This is a genomic window from Serratia sp. MF1(2023) (genome assembly GCF_030954545.1).
GTDB classification, from domain to species: domain Bacteria; phylum Pseudomonadota; class Gammaproteobacteria; order Enterobacterales; family Enterobacteriaceae; genus Serratia; species Serratia sarumanii.
This window is the reverse complement of sequence record NZ_JAVHUX010000004.1, coordinates 90,868-107,530: the sequence shown is the minus strand read 5'-3', so window position 1 is coordinate 107,530 and position 16,663 is coordinate 90,868. Positions and strand designations below refer to the sequence as shown.

Sequence of the window (16,663 nt, the reverse complement as noted above, 5' to 3'; positions counted from 1 at the left end):
ATGAAATCACAGTCACCCCTGATTACCCTGCGCGATCTGGCGCAGGATGCGGTGGAACAGGCCGCGCAACAGCTGGGCCAGGTACGGCAGGCGCAGCAGGCGGCGGAGCAACAGCTGTCGATGCTGCTCAACTATCAGGACGAATACCGCCAGAAGCTGAATCATACGCTCTGCGACGGCATGGACAGCTCACGCTGGCAAAACTACCAGCAGTTTATCGGCACGCTGGAACAGGCCATCGACCAGCACCGCCAGCAGCTGCTGCAGTGGGGGCAGAAAGTGGATCATGCGGTGAAGCAATGGCAAGACAAACAACAGCGGTTGAACGCTTTCGAGACCCTGCATACCCGCGCCATAACGGCGGAGCAGCAGCAGGAGAACAAACGGGATCAAAAACTGATGGATGAGTTCGCTCAACGCAGTGCACAAAGGAATATCAACCCATGAATCTGAACGCCCTGCCCGGCCTGGCCTTACCCGGCGACGCCGGCGGCCTGGCCGAACTGACGTCGGCGCTGGATGAAAGCCAGCTGTCGTCCGCTTTCGCCCAGCTGCTCGGCGCCCGTTTCGCGCCCGCCGCCGACGGCAAACAGCCGCCGGTCGCGCTGAGCACGGACGATGAACGCGCCCCGGCCCTGAGCCGCAACCAGCTCAATCAGCTGCTGGCCACCTTCGGCGAGCGCGGAGGCCTGCTGCCGGGCCAGACCGTCTCAGCCGACGCGCTTTCACCTGAGGGTGCCGAGGGCGGAGCGCCCGCCGCCGGCGACAAACCGGCGCAGCCGCCGATCGCCGCCGCCAAAGAGCTGGATGCCGCAACGCTGCAGGCGCTGTACGCCATGCTGCCGGCCGCGATCGTCGCCCAGACTCAGCCAGCCGAAGGCCAACGCTCGCTGCCGGTGGAAAGCGCTGACGAGGCGACTGCGCTGCAGCCCGGCAACGGCCTGCTGAACATCGCGGCGGCCGGTGATAAAACCGCCACACATTCATCGGCATCCCCTGCTCCGTCGCCGACGGGCGCGAAAACGCCTGCCGCCGACGGCGATAACGCCACGGCGGTGCTCCCGCAACCGACCAACGGCGAACGCGCAAGCACCGCACAACCGCTACAGGCGGGCGATACGCCACAGCAGCCGCCGCTCAATCACGCCGTCGCCCTGGCCGCCGCCAGCCCGACGCAAACCGCCGCCCCGGCCAGCGCACTGGTGACCGCGCCGCCTGCGCCGCAACTCAACGCGCAGCTGGGCAGCCCGGAATGGCAGCAGGCGTTGAGCCAACAGGTGCTGATGTTCCACCGCAACGGCCAGCAGAGCGCCGAGCTGCGCCTGCACCCGCAGGAACTGGGCGCCCTGCAGATCACGCTGAAGCTGGACGATCAGCAGGCGCAGCTGCACATCGCCTCCGCTCACGGCCAGGTGCGTGCGGCGGTGGAAGCGGCGATGCCGCAGCTGCGTCACGCGCTGGCGGAGAGCGGCATCAACCTGGGGCAAAGCAGCGTGGGCGGCGAGTCCACGCCGCAATGGCAGCAACAGGCGCAGCAGCAGGCTTCCAACGGCCAGGGGCGTGCCAGCTATGCGGAACATCATGGCGGTGACGCTGCGGCCGCCGAGGGCATCAGCGCACCGGTGGCGCTGCAGCGCATGGCCAGTGCGGTCAACGGCGTCGATATTTTCGCCTGAGCCGCCGCAAACGCCCAAGCTGGCACCCATTTCCGCGTCTATTCAGGCTATTGCACGCCGCAATAGACGCGATAATACCTTTACATGTCATGCGTGCGGCTTTGCCGCGCGCTATGCCCGCCGCCTCGCCGGCCGCGGGTGGAACAACAGGAATTAGATTTGGCTATGTCTCAGAACACCCTTCCCGCAGCACCGAAACGCCCCCTTCTGGTCATCCTGCTGGTGTTGATCAGCGTCGTCGCCTGTGGCGCCGCGGGCTACAGCTGGTGGCTGCTGCAACAGCATAAAAACGGCGCCGAACCGGCCGCCGCCAAACAGCAACCGCCGGCCGCGCCGGTGTTCATGCCGCTCGACACCTTTACCGTCAACCTGGTGACGCCGGACAACAACCCGGATCGCGTGCTGTACATCGGCCTCACGCTGCGTCTGCCGGACGAAAGTACCCGCCGTCAGCTGAACGATTTTCTGCCGGAAGTGCGCAGCCGTCTGCTGATGCTGCTCTCCCGCCAGGAAGCGAGCCAGCTGGCCAATGAACAAGGGAAGCAACGGTTGGTGGCGCAGATTAAGGACGTGCTCAGCCCGCCGCTGGTTAAGGGACAACCGAAGCAGGTGGTCAGCGATGTGCTGTTCACCGCCTTCATACTGCGGTAATCACTATGGGCGACAGCATTCTTTCACAGGCAGAGATCGACGCCTTGCTCAACGGCGACAGCGCGGGTGATGAACCCGAAGCGATAGTCGGCAAAGAGAGCGAGGTCAAGCCTTACGATCCGACCACCCAGCGCCGCGTGGTGCGCGAGCGTCTGCACGCGCTGGAAATCATCAACGAACGTTTTGCCCGGCAGTTCCGCATGGGGTTGTTCAACCTGCTGCGCCGCAGCCCGGACATTACCGTCGGCCCGATCAAAATCCAGCCGTATCACGAGTTCGCCCGCAACCTGCCGGTGCCGACCAACCTGAACCTGGTGCATCTGAACCCGCTGCGCGGCACCGCCCTGTTCGTGTTCGCGCCGAGCCTGGTGTTCATCGCCGTCGATAACCTGTTCGGCGGCGACGGCCGCTTCCCGACCAAGGTCGAAGGCCGCGAGTTCACCCCGACCGAACAGCGGGTGATCAAGCGCATGCTGCGCCTGGCGCTGGACGCCTACGGCGATGCCTGGAGCGCCATCTACAAGATCGACGTGGAGTACGTGCGCGCCGAAATGCAGGTGAAGTTCACCAACATCACCACTTCGCCGAACGATATCGTGGTCACCACGCCGTTCCAGGTGGAGATCGGCGCGCTGACCGGCGAGTTCAACATCTGCATTCCGTTCGCCATGATTGAGCCGCTGCGCGAGCTGTTGACCAACCCGCCGCTGGAAAACTCGCGGCAGGAAGACAGCCATTGGCGCGAAACCCTGGTGAAGCAGGTGCAACACTCCGAACTGGAGCTTATCGCCAACTTCGTCGATATCCCGATGCGGCTGTCGAAAGTCCTGAAGCTGCAGCCGGGCGATGTATTACCGATAGACAAGCCGGAACGCCTGATTGCCCATGTGGACGGCGTGCCGGTACTGACCAGCCAATACGGCACGTTGAACGGGCAATATGCCCTGCGTGTTGAACATTTGATTAACCCTATTTTGAATGCTCTGAGTGAGGAACAGCCCAATGAGTGATCCTAAGCAACCGTCTGGCGAAGGAAAGGAATCCGTAGACGATCTGTGGGCTGATGCGTTTAACGAGCAGCAGTCCTCAGAGAAGTCCGGCGCGAGCACCGAAGGGGTGTTCAAGTCGCTGGAAGCTCAGGATGCGCTCGGCAGCCTGCAGGATATCGACCTGATCCTGGATATTCCGGTCAAGCTGACCGTGGAACTGGGGCGCACCAAGATGACCATCAAAGAGCTGCTGCGCCTGTCGCAAGGCTCGGTGGTAGCGCTGGACGGCCTGGCCGGCGAGCCGCTGGACATCCTGATCAACGGTTACCTGATCGCACAAGGTGAAGTGGTGGTGGTGGCCGACAAGTTCGGCGTGCGCATCACCGACATCATCACCCCGTCCGAACGCATGCGTCGACTGAGCCGCTGATGACCGTCGCGGCGCCCGTTACCGTCCAAAGCAGCCAACCACCCGCCGCGCCGGCCTTGCCGGCCGGTTCGGTGTTGATGCAGGTCAGCAGCGCGCTCGGCGGCATTCTGCTGCTGATCCTGCTGGCCGGTTGGCTGTTCCGCCGGCTGGGCTTCGCCCCGCAGGCGCGCAACAACAAGCTGCTCAACCTGCGCGCCAGTTGCCAGGTCGGGCAGCGCGAGCGCGTGGTGGTGGTGGAAGTCGACGATACCTTGCTGGTATTGGGCGTCACCGCCCAGCAGATCACCCCGCTGCACACCCTGCCCGCCCCGCCGAAAGACGAGGGCGCGGCCGACGCGGCGACGCCGGCGGACTTCCGCCAACTGATGCAAAAAGTTCTGAAACGCCCGGAAAAATCGGCATGACCTCGACTCTTCATACCCTCGTCCGCCGTCCGGCGGTTTGGCTCCCTGCCGCCCTGCTGTTCATCAGCCCGGCGGCTTTGGCGCAACTGCCGGGGCTGATCAGCCAGCCGCTGGCCAACGGCGGCCAAAGCTGGTCGCTGCCGGTGCAGACGCTGGTGCTGTTGACCTCGCTGACTTTCCTGCCCGCCATGCTGCTGATGATGACCAGCTTTACCCGCATCATCATCGTGCTCGGGCTGCTGCGCAACGCGCTGGGCACCCCGTCGGCGCCGCCGAACCAGGTGATGCTGGGGCTGGCGCTGTTCCTGACCTTCTTCATCATGTCGCCGGTGTTCGATAAGGTCTATCAGGACGCCTACCTGCCGTTCAGCCAGGACAAGATCGGGCTGGAGGTCGCGCTGGATAAAGGCGCGCAGCCGCTGCGCGAATTCATGCTGCGCCAAACGCGCGAAACCGATCTGGCGCTGTACGCCAGGCTGGCCAATCAGCCGCCGCTGGCCGGCCCGGAAGCAGTGCCGATGCGCATCCTGCTGCCCGCCTACGTCACCAGCGAACTGAAAACCGCCTTCCAGATCGGCTTTACGGTGTTCATTCCGTTCCTGATTATCGACCTGGTGGTCGCCAGCGTGCTGATGGCGCTGGGGATGATGATGGTGCCGCCGGCCACCATCTCGCTGCCGTTCAAGCTGATGCTGTTCGTGCTGGTCGATGGCTGGCAGCTGCTGCTCGGCTCGCTGGCGCAGAGTTTCTATTCGTAACCCCCGACCGGAGAACGCGAGATGACACCTGAATCGGTTATGGCGCTCGGCACCGAAGCGATGAAAGTGGCGCTGGCGCTGGCCGCCCCGCTGCTGCTGGCGGCGCTGATCAGCGGCCTGGTGGTCAGCCTGCTGCAGGCCGCCACCCAGATCAACGAAATGACGCTGTCGTTCATCCCCAAAATTCTGGCGGTGGTGGCCACCATCATCATCGCCGGCCCCTGGATGTTGAACCTGCTGCTGGACTACATGCGCACCCTGTTCAGCAACCTGCCCACCCTGATCGGCTAACCGTGCTCACCTTCGACAGCGCCCAGCTCACCGTCTGGCTCAGCCACTATTTTTGGCCGCTGCTGCGCATTCTGGCGCTGATAAGCACCGCGCCGGTATTCAGCGAAAAGCAAATCAGCAAAAAGGTCAAAATCGGCCTTGGCGGGCTGATCGTCATCCTGATCGCGCCGACGCTGCCCGCCAGCAATATCCCGATCTTCTCCGCCGCCGGCCTGTGGCTGGCGATTCAACAGATTCTGATCGGCGTGGCGCTGGGATTGACCATGCAGTTTGCCTTCGCGGCGGTGCGCCTGGCGGGCGAAGTGATCGGCATGCAGATGGGCCTGTCGTTCGCCACCTTCTTCGATCCCAGCGGCGGCCCGAACATGCCGGTGCTGGCGCGCCTGCTCAACCTGCTGGCGATGCTGCTGTTCCTCAGCTTCGACGGCCATCTGTGGCTGATTTCGCTGCTGGCGGACAGCTTCCACACCCTGCCTGTCCAAACGCAGCCGCTGAACGGCAACGGCTTCCTGGTGCTGACCCAGGTCGGCTCGCTGATCTTCATCAACGGCATGATGCTGGCGCTGCCGCTGATCTGCCTGCTGTTGACGCTCAACATGGCGCTCGGTTTGCTCAACCGCATGACGCCGCAGCTGTCGGTCTTCGTGATCGGTTTCCCGGTCACCATGACCTTCGGCATCATGACGCTGGGCATGATGATGCCGATGCTGGCGCCGTTCTGCGAACATCTGTTCGGTGAAATCTTCGATCGGCTGGCGGCGGTGATCGGCGGCATGACTTTCTGAGCCCCTAAGCCGCCCCTTCTTTCCCTCCCGCTTCCCTCTGAGACAAAATGGCAATAAAAACGCTTTCCTGGAACAAAAGCCTGAGAAACGTCTTTTATCCGGATTAAGGTTCAAATGTCTCCGGCGGCTTGAATAAATAAAACCCCGACCTAGAATAGACCCGGTAACAAAAAAATATCGCCTTGCACCTCCTTAATTTTCCGCGGCGATAAAATACGTTTATCTCGAGTAAAAAAATAAAAACAACCCCGTCACGCATTGTTAAATGCGCGGCAGATAACTGACACCCTGAATAAATGCGTCCGGCGCCTGCCGGCTGCAGGGCGCAGCATCGACCTTTGCTAACCACAGGAGCGAGATCATGATTAAAGCGAAAAGCAACCGCAAGGCACGCCGGTTATTCGGTTTGACCCACTGGAAAAGCAACAAGTTTAGAGTTTCTTTTACCGAGACGGCCGACGGCGGGAAATGGAAAGTGGTGAAGAAAAAGAAATAATACCGTACGGTTTTTAGCAAAACACTCCGGGTTGCGCCCGTATCCGGCCTCTGCTGCGCCATTCGACGCTGCACCGGGACGGCAACCCGGCTCCTGCCGTAACCGGCATTGATCACCCGTCGGCAAGCCATGTCGACATCCTGTGCATTTCATTGTCAGGAATGAAATAATGCAGCACGTCGCCCTCGCTGCCACGCTAAATTTAGAGATAATGCATTAATAATTTGATTTACTCACACCTCTTATTTATCCGCTGACAAGAAAAATCGATTTCGCCCCTTATTCCCCCAGCGTTATATTGAGAACGACCTTGCAGACAGCACGCTGCAAACCTCACCAAAATATAATCGGTGTAAATATGAAGATACAATTTCAGCTGAGTGATTTATTTATCTCCGGCATTGCCCTCTTGATCATGAGCACCATTTTAAACACGTTGGGCTTTTCATGGGGTTTGTTTGTTCTGCCGCCTGGCGTCGATAGGTTTGTCATCATCCTGTTTACTTTGTTCGGGTCATTAAAACTGGCCGAGTATATCTGCAAACCCATACGGTGGCTGCTCAATGCAAGCCTCAAATCAAAAACAACAACCCTAAAAATAACGCGAAGTCGCGTTAACAGGAGATCGACCTATGTTGAGAGAACTGACCAGCCGTAACGGCAGTGCGATTGGCACTGCGGCGGCCTCAGCCTTTGTCAATATAGGCAGTCAATGCACTAGTCCGGCAACGATCGCGGCGTGCCTTTCCGCTGACGCTTAAGGTGAATGGGAACACGCAGACAAAAAAAGGCGCGTCGCTCAGTCAGTAGTGGGAGAACAAGCGACGCGCCAAACGAGTGCGCCCGGTTTCAAGAAGCCTCCCTCCCCGCGGGGCGGAGAGGGTATTTTCTAAGCGCACTAAAGGGAAACCCGTCGCGGTCAGGCAACGGGGTATTGCTCTTAACGATTCATCTGGAACAGCGACATGCCCTGCATATCGCTGAAGGTTTTATACGACGCCTGCAGCGCCGCCTGCTGCATAAAGTAAGACGAAATAGACTCGGCCAGATCGGCATCCGTCAACGCGCTCATCTGGACCTGGTTGGTCATGTCGCGCTCTTTGCCGATGCTGTCCAGCTGATCCATTTCCTGCAGCTGGCTGCCCAGCTCGGCGCGCACGCTCAGCACGTTGTTGTAAGAGTTGTCCAGGCCGCGGTTGGCTTTCGCCAGCGCATCGTTCACCTGCTGCCTGGTGGCCTCATCGGCGCCCTGCAGCGGGGTTTTCAGCGCGTTCAGCGCGATATCGATACTCTCGAACACGTTGCTGACCGGCGCGCTGCCGTCCGGCTCAGGCTTGGGATTGCTGGTCAATGACATGAACACCGCGTTGCCGGTATGGCCGATGGTCATGGTGCGGTTGGCGTCCACTTTCTGCTGAACCGTCTTGTCGCCGCCCTGATAGCTGACGGTGCCGCCGTTATCGACGAACGGCGCCTTGTCGTTCACGTATCCGCCGAACATATAGCGGCCGTTGCCGTCGGTGCTGTTGGCCTGGTTCAGCAGCTGATCTTTCAGCCCCTGCAGTTGGGTGGCCAGCGACTGACGGTCGTTATCGCTTTCGGTGCCGCCGGCGCTGACGATCAGCGCCTTCATGTCCGCGATGGTGGACGTTGCGCCGGCCAAGACCGTTTCTTCCATCGACACGCTTTGGCGAGCGAAAGTGCGCGCCAGCGTGTATTGGCTGTTTTCCGCCTGCGACTGCGACAACATCACCGCGCGCGACGCCGCCAGCGGATCGTCGGACGGGTTGATCACCCGCTTGCCCGAGGAAAGCTGCTCGGCGGCCTTCATGAACAGCGACTGGTTGCCCGTGATGCCGTTCATGTTCTGTTGGTACATCATGCTGGTGCTCATGCGCATGCTGTGGGTTCCTTACTCTGAGCGGCCGGCGCCGTTATCGGCGCCGGTTAACAATAAAATCAACGAATATTCAGCAGCGCATCGAACAGCGAGCTGGCGGTCTGGATCACCTGCGCGTTGGCCATGTAGTACTGCTGGAAACGCAGCAGCTCACCGTACTCTTCGTCGAGGTTGACGCCGGACATCGACTGCTGTTGCGCGCCCAGCTGCGTCACGATCTTGGCCTGCGACGTGGCGATGGCCTTGGCGGCAGCGGTCTGGTTGCCGACGCCGCTGACGATGCCGGCGTAAGCGCCGCTCAGGGTCGCCTTGCCGTCCACCAGGTTTTTGGTTTGCAGATCCAGCAGCTTCTTGGCGTTTTCGTTATCGCCGCGGCCGCTGTCGTCTTTACCGGCGGCGGCGATCTTGGACGAGTCGGTGATGGCCACTTTCAGATTGCCCGCCACGTCGCTGACCGGCTTCACGGTGAAGCTGTCTTTGGCCTGCGCATTGCCGTCGATGCTCACTTCCAGCCCGTCGAAGTTCAGCGTCGGTTTGCCGTCGGCGCTGGTGCCCGGCGTGGCGTTGACTTTCACGTTGTCCGGCAGGCGGCTGACCTGCCAGTTGCTGCCGTCGAACTCGACGCGATAATCGTTGGCCTTCACCTTGCCGGTGTCGGTGTAAGCGACCGACAGCGACGCATCGCCGGTGTTGCGGGTGTTATCCACCACCCGGCCGCCGCTGAAGCTGAAGAAGTCGCCGCCCGCGTCGCCGTTCAGGTCGAAACCGGCGCGATGCTGCTGGTTGAAGCTGTCCGCCATCGCCAACGCCAACTGGCCCAGCTGATTGCGCACGCCGTCCAGCGTCTCGCTGCGGAATTTCAGCACGCCGCTCAGCGTGCCGCTGGTGATCTGGCCTTCCGGCACTTCGCTGGCGCCGTTGCCGCGGTTATAACCGATGGTCAGACGGGAAGGATCGCTGCTGGAAGGCACGGCTTCCACCTGATAGGTGTTGCTGCCCTGTACCAGGGTCAAACCGTTGGCGAAGGAGACGGTATAGGCGTCGCCGTCCTGCTGCGTGACCTGTACGCCCACCAGCTGGTTCAGCTCGGTAACCAGCTGATCGCGCTGATCCAGCAACGCATTCGGCTCGCCGCCGGCGCTGCCGCGCAAGCGGGTGATCTCGTCGTTCAGCTTGGCGATCTGTTGGCTGTAGCTGTTGATCTGCTGCGCCGTATCGCTGATCTGCTGATTGATGCCGCTGTCCATGTCGCGCAGGAATTTGTCGGTGTTGTTGAACTGGTTCACCAGGCCGTTGGCCTTGCCCAGCACCGTCTGGCGCGCGGCGTCGTCACCGGCGTTGCTCACCAGGTTCTGCAGGTTGGTGAAGAAATCCTGCATGTTGGTCGACAGCGGGTTGGTTTTGCTCGCCAGCAGGTTGTCGATCTGCGAAATCTTCTCGTAATAGGCGTTTTGCGCCCCGAACGAACTCTGTGCGCCACGCAGCTGGTTGGTGATGAACTGGTTGTACTCGCGGTTGACGCTGGTGACGGTGACGCCGTTGCCGATAAAGCCGCTCATGGTGGCCATGCCGCCGTTCTGCGCCAGGATCGCGGTCTGGCGGTTGTACCCCGCCACGTTGTAGTTGGAGATGTTGTTGCTGACGGTACTGAGCGCCACCTGAGCCGCATTCAGCCCGCTCATCGCGGTATTGATTAAGCTATTGGACATCGGAATTCCTTATGCTGCGGCGCCGGTGGCCCACAGGGTTCAAATTGAGCTGCTGAGCCTGTTCGCTCAGCCTGTCTCGGTTATCGGCAAAAATGAGAAGAACTTGAGGAAAAAAAGCGGCAATGCGGTCAGCCTCCAGCCAGCCTTCATTACCGCCTATCCCCTAAATAATTGGCGCCGCAGCAAGGCAACAAGCATGACGGGGATTTAGAACAACTCTTTCAAATCGTGGGTATAGGCTTTGACCGCCTGTTCCCCCGCGCTCTTCATCTGCTGGATCACGCTGACCAGTTTGCTGGCGTACTGCGGGTCGGTGGCGTATCCGGCGCGCTGCAACGCATGCGCCGCCTGCTCCGGGCTGCGCGCGGCGGCCACGTCGGCGTAGCGCGGGTTGTTGGTCAGCAGTTTGACGTAATCGGCGATCGCTTCGACATACGAACCGTAAACGCGGAACTTCGCCTTCACCTTCTTCGCCGCGCCCTGTTCGAACTCGGTGGTGGTGATCTCCGTCACCGGCCCGTTCCAGCTGCCGCCGGCCTTGATGCCGAACAGGTTGTAGCTCGGCGTGCCGTCTGAGGTCGGGATCTCGCGCTGCCCCCAGCCGGACTCCAGCGCCGCCTGCGCGACGATCAGCTGATGCGGAATGCCGCTCTGCTGGCTGGCGACCTTCGCCGGGATCGACAGGCGGGCGACGAAGTTGCCGTTGTTGAGCGACAGCGGCGCGGCGGCCGGCGGGGCTTTCGGCATCGCGCGGCGCACCATCTGCTCCAGCGCCTGGTTCGGCAGCGTTTGCAGCACCTCGTTGTCCAACGCCATCGGCGACAGGCCCGCCGTTTCACTCGGCACCGCGTTGGCGTTGCTCATCTGCTTGACCATCATGTCCGCCAGCCCCAGCCCTTTTTGCGACATCTGCTGGGCGATTTGCTGGTCGTACATCGAGGTATAGAGCCGCGTTTGATCGCTGCTCAATACCCCGTCCTGCGGCAAAGCGGAACGCATGCTTTTCAGCATCATCTGCACGAACATGCCTTCCACCTGCTGGGCCACCTGCTTGAGGTTGCCCTGCGGGTCGGCCGCCGCGTCGCGCTTGAGGCCGTTCAGCGCCTGGGCGTCATAGGCCGCGCCCGACATCGCCATCAGATCGCCGGCCATCAGATGATTTCCAGCTTGGCGCGCAGGCAGCCGGCGCTCTGCATCGCCTGCAGGATCGACATCAGGTCGATCGGCGTGGCACCCAGCGCGTTCAGCGCGCGGATCACGTTGTTCAGGTTGGCGCTGGCGTTCACTTTCTGCAGCGATCCGCCCTGTTGTTGCACCGAGATCTGGGTGTTTGGCGTCACCACCGTCTGGCCGCCGCCGAACGGCGTCGTCGGCTGGCTGACGGTGTTCTGCCGATCGACCACCACCGACAGATTACCCTGAGCGACGGCGCAAGAGTCGAGGATCACATCGCGGTTCATCACCACCGAACCGGTGCGCGAGTTGATGATCACTTTGGCGTCCATCGCGCCGACGTTGACGGTAATGTTTTGAATCTCAGCCAGGAAGCGCACCTGAGAGCTGTTGCCCTGCGGCACCAGCACCTGGATCGTGCGGGCGTCGAGCGGCGTCGCGGTGCCGCCGCCGCGTTGGCGGTTGATGGCGTCGCTGATCTGCTGCGCCAACGTGAAATCCTCGTCGTTCAGCTGCAGGTTGAGAACGCCGCCGCTGCCGAAGGTGGTCGGCAGCTCACGCTCGATGGTGGCGCCGTTGCTGATGCGCCCGCCCGCCAGCTGGTTGACCTGCACGCTGCTGCCGCCGGCCGCCGCGCCCGCGCCACCGACCAGCACGTTGCCCTGCGCCAGCGCATAAACCTGGTTATCCACGCCTTTGAGCGGCGTCATCAGCAGGGTGCCGCCACGCAGGCTCTTGGCGTTGCCCATCGAAGAAACCACTACGTCGATGTTCTGCCCGGCGCGCGAGAACGGCGGCAGTTTGGCGGTCACCATCACCGCCGCCACGTTTTTCAGCTGCATGTTGGTGCCCGGCGGCACGGTGATGCCCAGCTGCGACAGCATGTTGCTCAGGCTTTGGGTGGTGAACGGCGTCTGCATGGTCTGGTCGCCGGAGCCGTCCAGCCCCACCACCAGGCCGTAGCCGATCAGGGCGTTGTCTCGCACGCCCTGCACCGTCACCAGATCGCGGATGCGCTCCGCCGCCGCCGGCAAGCACACCAGCCCGACGCACAGCGCGATAAACCATTTTTTCAGCATCAGTCAATCCTTAGAACGGTGAAACATTTAAGAAGAAGCGCTGCAGCCAGCCCATGGTCTGCGCTTCGTTGATATAGCCATTGCCGACGTATTCGATACGCGCGTCCGCCACCTGCGTCGAGGTCACCGAGTTGTTGCCGCTGATGGTGCGCGGATTGACGACGCCGGAGAAGCGGATGAATTCCGTGCCCTGGTTGATGGCGATCTGCTTTTCCCCCACCACGTGCAGGTTGCCGTTGGCCAGCACCTGGTTGACCGTCACCGTAATGGTGCCGTTGAAGGTGTTGTTGGCGTTGGCGCCGCCCTTGCCGCCGAAGGTGCTGTCGCCGGAAATGTCCATATCGGCGCGCGCATTGCCCAACAGGCCGTCGAGGTAACGCGGCGAGGTGGCGACGCCGAACTTGCTGGCGCCGTTGCGGCTGGCGTTGGCGGAGGAGCTTTTGCTGGCGCTGACGTTTTCCTGCAGCACGATGGTCAGGGTGTCGCCGACGTTGCGCGGACGGCGGTCTTCGAACAGCGGCTGGTAGCCGTAGTTCATCGGCTGCACCGTCTGGAAGATCGAGCCGTTCGGCATCGGCGCGCTGGCCGGCGCCGGTTGCGCCGTGGTCGCGCCGTCCACCAGCGGTTTGTGCGGGATATAGGCGCAGCCGCTCAGCGTCAGCATCACCATGCCCGCCAGCCAGCGTTGTCCCTGCCGCGGCAGGATTGCCATCGAATATGTGGTTACCACGGGTATCGCCTTTGTTTCACGAAAGAGAATGACGGGCGCGGCAAGCCGGGCCCGTCAATGACAGATTACAGTTGCGTCAGCTTTTGCAGCATCTGATCGGAGGTCGATACCGCTTTGCTGTTGATCTCGTACGCGCGCTGAGTCTGGATCATGTTGACCAGCTCTTCCGCCACGTTGACGTTGGAGGTTTCCACGTAACCCTGATACAGCAAACCGGCGCCGTTCAGCCCCGGGGTGCTCTCGTTCGGCGCACCCGAGCTTTCGGTTTCCTGGTACAGATTCTCGCCCACGCTCTCCAGACCGCTGTCGTTGACGAACGTGGTCAGCGTCAGTTGGCCCACCTGCTGGGCGGCGGTTTGCCCCTGCTGGGTGACGCTGACGATGCCGTCGCGGCCGACGGTGATGGACAGCGCGTTAGCCGGAATGGTGATCGCCGGCTGCACCTGGAAACCGCTGGAGGTCACCAATTGGCCGTTCTGATCGATCTGGAACGACCCGTCGCGGGTATAGGCCTGGGTGCCGTCCGGCAGCATCACCTGGAAGAAACCCTGCCCCTTGATGGCGACGTCTTTACTGTTGTTGGTCTGCGACAGATTGCCCTGGCTGTGCAGACGCTCGGTCGCCACCGGGCGCACGCCGGTGCCGATCTGCAGGCCGGAAGGCAGCGTGGTCTGCTCGGAGGACTGCGCCCCCGGCTGACGCATGGTCTGGTACAGCAGATCTTCAAATACCGCACGCTGGCGTTTGAAGCCGTTGGTGCTGACGTTCGCCAGGTTGTTGGCGATCACGTCCATGTTGGTCTGCTGCGCGTCCAGACCGGTTTTGGCAATCCATAAGGATGGAATCATCGGTTATTTCCTTGCTGCTTAACTCAATGAGAGCAGTGAGTTGGCACGCTGTTCGTTTTCATCCACGCTGTGGATGACCTTCATTTGCATTTCAAAACGGCGGGCGTTGGCGATCATGTCGACCATGGTCTCCATCGGCTTGACGTTGCTGCCCTCCAGCACGCCCGGCATCACCCGCACCTGCGGATCGTTTTGCAACTGATTGCCGCGCTGCTGTTGGGTTTCCGGCGTCAGGCGGAACAGCCCGTCGTCACCGCGCATCACTTCGCGCGCATCAGCCTTCACCAGCTTCAGGCGGCCGATCTGCGCGATGGTGTTCGGCGGATCGCCGGCGTTCAGCGCCGAAATGGTGCCGTCGGCCGCGATGGTGATCTCCGCCGACGGCGGCACCTCGATCGGGCCGCCGTCGCCCATCACCGGCAGCCCCTGCACCGTCAACTGCCCGGTGGAGGAGATCTGAATGTTGCCGTTGCGAGTATAGGCTTCACCGCCGCCCGGCAGGCTCACCGCCAGGAAACCGTCCTGCTGCAGCGCCACGTCCAGCGGGCGCGCGGTGTAGTTCAGCGCCCCCTGGCTCATGTCGGCGCCCGGCGTCGACGCGGTCACCAAGGTGCGCGTCGCCAGGCTCGGCCCGTCGACCGGCACCGCGCGCAATGCGGCGAGCTGGGCGCGAAAGCCCGGCGTCGACGCGTTGGCCAGGTTGTTGGCGGTGATGGACTGCTGCTCCAGCGTTTGGCGCGCCGCGCCCATCGCGGTATAAATCGCGTGATCCATGACTCGGCCCTATTAGCGCAGGCTAACCAGCGTCTGCAGGATGGAGTCCTGCGTCTTGATGGTCTGGGCGTTGGACTGGTAGTTACGCTGCGCGACGATCATGTTCACCAGCTCCTGGCTCAGATCGACGTTGGAAGATTCCAGCGCGCCGCTGGTCAGCTTACCGAAGCCGCCACCGCCCGACAGACCGACGCGCGGCTGACCGGACGCGCCGGTTTCCTGCCAAACGTTATCGCCCTGCGACGCCAGCCCTTCCGGGTTGGAGAAGTTGGCCATGACGATCTGGCCCAGCACCTGGGTCTGCTGGTTGGAGTAGATGCCCACGACGGTGCCGTCGTTGTTGATTTGGAAGTTGGTGTATTCACCGGCGGCATAGCCGTCCTGCGCCACTTTGCTCACCGAGTCGCTGCCCACGTTCTGCTGCATGCTGCCGGCGAAGCTCAGGGTGAAGTTTTGCGCCGGTGCGCCGTCTTTGGCAGTCATCGGGATCACCATGCTGAACTCGCCCGGCGCGCCGTTGGTGCTGGTGGTTTTCACCAGGTTGCCGCTGGTGCTGAACTCCATGGTGCCGGCGTTCACTGGCGCGGCGCTGCCATCCTGGGTATAGACCTGCCACTTGTTGTCGTCGGTCTTGACGAAGTAGGCGTTGATGTTGTGCGCGTTGCCCAGCGAGTCGTAAGCGGTGATGGTGTTAACGTAGTTGTAGCTGTCCTGTTTGGTCGGATCGAAGGTCTTGTTCTCCGGCACCTTATGGGTGGACTTCAGGTTGGTCACCATCTCGCCGGAAGTGGACGCCTTGGCATTCATCATGCCTTCAGGAATGCTCAGCGGCACCGGGTTGGCGCCCTGCTGGATGGTCGGCGGGGAACCGGCCGCCGGATAACCGGTCAGCTGCAGGCCCTGCATGTTGGTCAGGTTACGGTTCTCGTCCAGCTTGAACTGGCCGTTGCGGGTATAGAAGATGCCGCCGTCTTTATCCTGCATGCGGAAGAAGCCGTTGCCGTTGATGGCGATATCCAGCGCACGGCTGGTGCCGGTGGTGGTGCCGCCCTTGAAGTTCTGGGTGATGCCGGACACCTTGACGCCCAGCCCAACCTGCGAACCGGCGAACATGTCGGCGAAGGAGACGCTGCCGGATTTGAAGCCCGCGGTCGCGGAGTTGGCGATGTTGTTACCGATCACGTCCAGATTGGTTGCTGCCGCGTTCAAGCCGCTGACTGCCTGAGAAAAGGCCATGTTATTCTCCGAATAGTGGTCAGGCTATCGTCCGATTGAGCCTGATGCTTAGGGTTATAAGATCTGTCGCACGTCTTCCAGGGTGGCGTTGCCCGCCAGGCCGAGATCCAATTTGGCGCCGTTGCCGTCGCGGATCACGCCGTTGACCAGCCCGAAGTGCAGGCTGCGCGCCACCAGCTGCTCGCCGTTGCCTTTGGCGTTAACCGCCACTTTGTAGGCACCGTCAGGCGCGGTGGTGCCGTCATCCAGCGAACCGTCCCAGGTGAAGGCGTGTACGCCGGCGGTCAGGCCGCCGATTTCGATGGTGCGCACCACCTGCCCGCTGGCGTTGGTGATGGTGGCGGTCACCTGATCGGCGGCGCGCTCCAGTTCCACGCCGAACGGCGTGGTGCTGACCTTGCCGTCCTTGCTGCCGACCAGAATGTTGTTGCCCGGCACCATTACGCCGTGACCGATCAGCGCAGTCGCCTGCAGTGACTGATTGCTGTTGATCTGGCCGGAGATCGACCCCAGCGTGGTGTTGAGCTTTTCGATGCCCTGAACGGTGTTGATCTGCGCCAGCTGCGAAGTCAGTTCGTTGTTCTGCATCGGATTGGTCGGATCCTGGTTTTTCAACTGCGCCACCAGCAGCGTCAGGAAGCTGTTGTGCAGATCCTGGCTGTTGGTATTTTTGCTGTTGTTACCGATGACGGTGTTGTCCAACGACTCGTTGGTGGTTGCGGCGATAGCCATGG

General features: G+C 61.8%; 20 protein-coding genes. 11 read left to right on the top strand and 9 right to left on the bottom strand.

All coding sequences use genetic code 11. From position 1 onward, the window contains the following. From fliJ to sra, 10 genes are all read left to right on the top strand, one after another. Entirely contained in the window at positions 1 to 447 is a 447-nt protein-coding gene (gene fliJ, locus REA38_RS01340; protein ID WP_047571550.1) for a flagellar export protein FliJ, read from the top strand. Next, positions 444 to 1,676 carry a flagellar hook-length control protein FliK gene (locus REA38_RS01335; RefSeq protein WP_308884661.1) on the top strand — a complete coding sequence of 411 codons (1,233 nt, stop codon included), beginning with the start codon at positions 444 to 446 and terminating at the stop codon, positions 1,674 to 1,676. The genes fliJ and REA38_RS01335 overlap by 4 nt, the downstream gene beginning before the upstream one ends. A 165-nt stretch (positions 1,677 to 1,841) precedes the next feature. Next, a complete protein-coding gene (fliL, locus tag REA38_RS01330; RefSeq protein ID WP_039565519.1) occupies positions 1,842 to 2,327 on the top strand; it encodes a flagellar basal body-associated protein FliL in 486 nt (161 codons plus the stop codon). A gap of 5 nt (positions 2,328 to 2,332) precedes the next feature. Then, positions 2,333 to 3,337, top strand: coding sequence for a flagellar motor switch protein FliM (gene fliM / locus REA38_RS01325; RefSeq protein WP_033634981.1), 1,005 nt, complete (start codon positions 2,333 to 2,335; stop codon positions 3,335 to 3,337). Further along, positions 3,330 to 3,746 carry a flagellar motor switch protein FliN gene (fliN, locus tag REA38_RS01320; RefSeq protein WP_004934799.1) on the top strand — a complete coding sequence of 139 codons (417 nt, stop codon included), beginning with the start codon at positions 3,330 to 3,332 and terminating at the stop codon, positions 3,744 to 3,746. Before fliM ends, fliN begins: the two co-directional genes overlap by 8 nt. Beyond that, complete coding sequence (gene fliO, locus REA38_RS01315) at positions 3,746 to 4,150, top strand: flagellar biosynthetic protein FliO (protein ID WP_033647771.1); 405 nt, start codon at positions 3,746 to 3,748, stop codon at positions 4,148 to 4,150. Before fliN ends, fliO begins: the two co-directional genes overlap by 1 nt. Then, entirely contained in the window at positions 4,147 to 4,908 is a 762-nt protein-coding gene (fliP, locus tag REA38_RS01310; protein WP_025303257.1) for a flagellar type III secretion system pore protein FliP, read from the top strand. Before fliO ends, fliP begins: the two co-directional genes overlap by 4 nt. A gap of 21 nt (positions 4,909 to 4,929) precedes the next feature. Continuing rightward, complete coding sequence (gene fliQ / locus REA38_RS01305) at positions 4,930 to 5,199, top strand: flagellar biosynthesis protein FliQ (protein WP_004934803.1); 270 nt, start codon at positions 4,930 to 4,932, stop codon at positions 5,197 to 5,199. Positions 5,200 to 5,201: 2 nt separating this feature from the next. Further along, positions 5,202 to 5,984 carry a flagellar biosynthetic protein FliR gene (gene fliR, locus REA38_RS01300; protein WP_033647774.1) on the top strand — a complete coding sequence of 261 codons (783 nt, stop codon included), beginning with the start codon at positions 5,202 to 5,204 and terminating at the stop codon, positions 5,982 to 5,984. 361 nt (positions 5,985 to 6,345) lie between these two features. After that, positions 6,346 to 6,480, top strand: coding sequence for a stationary-phase-induced ribosome-associated protein (gene sra, locus REA38_RS01295; protein WP_086556932.1), 135 nt, complete (start codon positions 6,346 to 6,348; stop codon positions 6,478 to 6,480). A gap of 940 nt (positions 6,481 to 7,420) precedes the next feature. On the opposite strand, the gene flgL is transcribed toward sra, so the two are convergent. Next, complete coding sequence (flgL, locus tag REA38_RS01290; protein WP_041035613.1) at positions 7,421 to 8,380, bottom strand: flagellar hook-associated protein FlgL; 960 nt, start codon at positions 8,378 to 8,380, stop codon at positions 7,421 to 7,423. A 59-nt stretch (positions 8,381 to 8,439) separates the two neighbouring features. Further along, complete coding sequence (gene flgK, locus REA38_RS01285; RefSeq protein ID WP_308884656.1) at positions 8,440 to 10,089, bottom strand: flagellar hook-associated protein FlgK; 1,650 nt, start codon at positions 10,087 to 10,089, stop codon at positions 8,440 to 8,442. On the opposite strand from flgK, the gene REA38_RS01280 reads away from it, so the two are divergent. Further along, positions 10,082 to 10,300 carry a hypothetical protein gene (locus tag REA38_RS01280; protein WP_039565507.1) on the top strand — a complete coding sequence of 73 codons (219 nt, stop codon included), beginning with the start codon at positions 10,082 to 10,084 and terminating at the stop codon, positions 10,298 to 10,300. The two genes, flgK and REA38_RS01280, sit on opposite strands and share 8 nt — an antisense overlap. On the opposite strand, the gene flgJ is transcribed toward REA38_RS01280, so the two are convergent. The 7 genes from flgJ to flgD form a co-directional block, all read right to left on the bottom strand. Further along, the gene (gene flgJ, locus REA38_RS01275) at positions 10,297 to 11,241 is read right to left on the bottom strand and encodes a flagellar assembly peptidoglycan hydrolase FlgJ (RefSeq protein WP_033634991.1); all 945 of its coding nucleotides are present in this window, start codon (positions 11,239 to 11,241) and stop codon (positions 10,297 to 10,299) included. The genes REA38_RS01280 and flgJ overlap by 4 nt on opposite strands. Further along, the gene (locus REA38_RS01270) at positions 11,241 to 12,341 is read right to left on the bottom strand and encodes a flagellar basal body P-ring protein FlgI (protein WP_004934816.1); all 1,101 of its coding nucleotides are present in this window, start codon (positions 12,339 to 12,341) and stop codon (positions 11,241 to 11,243) included. Before REA38_RS01270 ends, flgJ begins: the two co-directional genes overlap by 1 nt. A 10-nt stretch (positions 12,342 to 12,351) precedes the next feature. Next, entirely contained in the window at positions 12,352 to 13,053 is a 702-nt protein-coding gene (flgH, locus tag REA38_RS01265) for a flagellar basal body L-ring protein FlgH (RefSeq protein WP_004934817.1), read from the bottom strand. 83 nt (positions 13,054 to 13,136) lie between these two features. After that, entirely contained in the window at positions 13,137 to 13,919 is a 783-nt protein-coding gene (gene flgG / locus REA38_RS01260; RefSeq protein ID WP_004934819.1) for a flagellar basal-body rod protein FlgG, read from the bottom strand. Positions 13,920 to 13,937: 18 nt separating this feature from the next. After that, positions 13,938 to 14,693 (bottom strand): flagellar basal body rod protein FlgF, encoded by a 756-nt coding sequence (locus REA38_RS01255; RefSeq protein WP_033647783.1) that lies wholly within the window; start codon positions 14,691 to 14,693, stop codon positions 13,938 to 13,940. A gap of 12 nt (positions 14,694 to 14,705) precedes the next feature. Then, the gene (gene flgE / locus REA38_RS01250; protein ID WP_033634993.1) at positions 14,706 to 15,929 is read right to left on the bottom strand and encodes a flagellar hook protein FlgE; all 1,224 of its coding nucleotides are present in this window, start codon (positions 15,927 to 15,929) and stop codon (positions 14,706 to 14,708) included. Positions 15,930 to 15,983: 54 nt separating this feature from the next. After that, positions 15,984 to 16,661, bottom strand: coding sequence for a flagellar hook assembly protein FlgD (gene flgD / locus REA38_RS01245; protein ID WP_033634994.1), 678 nt, complete (start codon positions 16,659 to 16,661; stop codon positions 15,984 to 15,986). Between the last annotated feature and the right edge of the window lie 2 nt (positions 16,662 to 16,663).

Bases quoted from the DNA above. Each gene is read 5' to 3' on its own strand.
- fliJ (WP_047571550.1), top strand. From the start codon at position 1: ATGAAATCACAGTCACCCCTGATTACCCTGCGCGATCTGGCGCAGGAT.
- REA38_RS01335 (WP_308884661.1), top strand. From the start codon at position 444: ATGAATCTGAACGCCCTGCCCGGCCTGGCCTTACCCGGCGACGCCGGC.
- fliL (WP_039565519.1), top strand. From the start codon at position 1,842: ATGTCTCAGAACACCCTTCCCGCAGCACCGAAACGCCCCCTTCTGGTC.
- fliM (WP_033634981.1), top strand. From the start codon at position 2,333: ATGGGCGACAGCATTCTTTCACAGGCAGAGATCGACGCCTTGCTCAAC.
- fliN (WP_004934799.1), top strand. From the start codon at position 3,330: ATGAGTGATCCTAAGCAACCGTCTGGCGAAGGAAAGGAATCCGTAGAC.
- fliO (WP_033647771.1), top strand. From the start codon at position 3,746: ATGACCGTCGCGGCGCCCGTTACCGTCCAAAGCAGCCAACCACCCGCC.
- fliP (WP_025303257.1), top strand. From the start codon at position 4,147: ATGACCTCGACTCTTCATACCCTCGTCCGCCGTCCGGCGGTTTGGCTC.
- fliQ (WP_004934803.1), top strand. From the start codon at position 4,930: ATGACACCTGAATCGGTTATGGCGCTCGGCACCGAAGCGATGAAAGTG.
- sra (WP_086556932.1), top strand. From the start codon at position 6,346: ATGATTAAAGCGAAAAGCAACCGCAAGGCACGCCGGTTATTCGGTTTG.
- flgL (WP_041035613.1), bottom strand. From the start codon at position 8,380: ATGCGCATGAGCACCAGCATGATGTACCAACAGAACATGAACGGCATC.
- flgK (WP_308884656.1), bottom strand. From the start codon at position 10,089: ATGTCCAATAGCTTAATCAATACCGCGATGAGCGGGCTGAATGCGGCT.
- flgJ (WP_033634991.1), bottom strand. From the start codon at position 11,241: ATGGCCGGCGATCTGATGGCGATGTCGGGCGCGGCCTATGACGCCCAG.
- REA38_RS01270 (WP_004934816.1), bottom strand. From the start codon at position 12,341: ATGCTGAAAAAATGGTTTATCGCGCTGTGCGTCGGGCTGGTGTGCTTG.
- flgH (WP_004934817.1), bottom strand. From the start codon at position 13,053: ATGGCAATCCTGCCGCGGCAGGGACAACGCTGGCTGGCGGGCATGGTG.
- flgG (WP_004934819.1), bottom strand. From the start codon at position 13,919: ATGATTCCATCCTTATGGATTGCCAAAACCGGTCTGGACGCGCAGCAG.
- REA38_RS01255 (WP_033647783.1), bottom strand. From the start codon at position 14,693: ATGGATCACGCGATTTATACCGCGATGGGCGCGGCGCGCCAAACGCTG.
- flgE (WP_033634993.1), bottom strand. From the start codon at position 15,929: ATGGCCTTTTCTCAGGCAGTCAGCGGCTTGAACGCGGCAGCAACCAAT.
- flgD (WP_033634994.1), bottom strand. From the start codon at position 16,661: ATGGCTATCGCCGCAACCACCAACGAGTCGTTGGACAACACCGTCATC.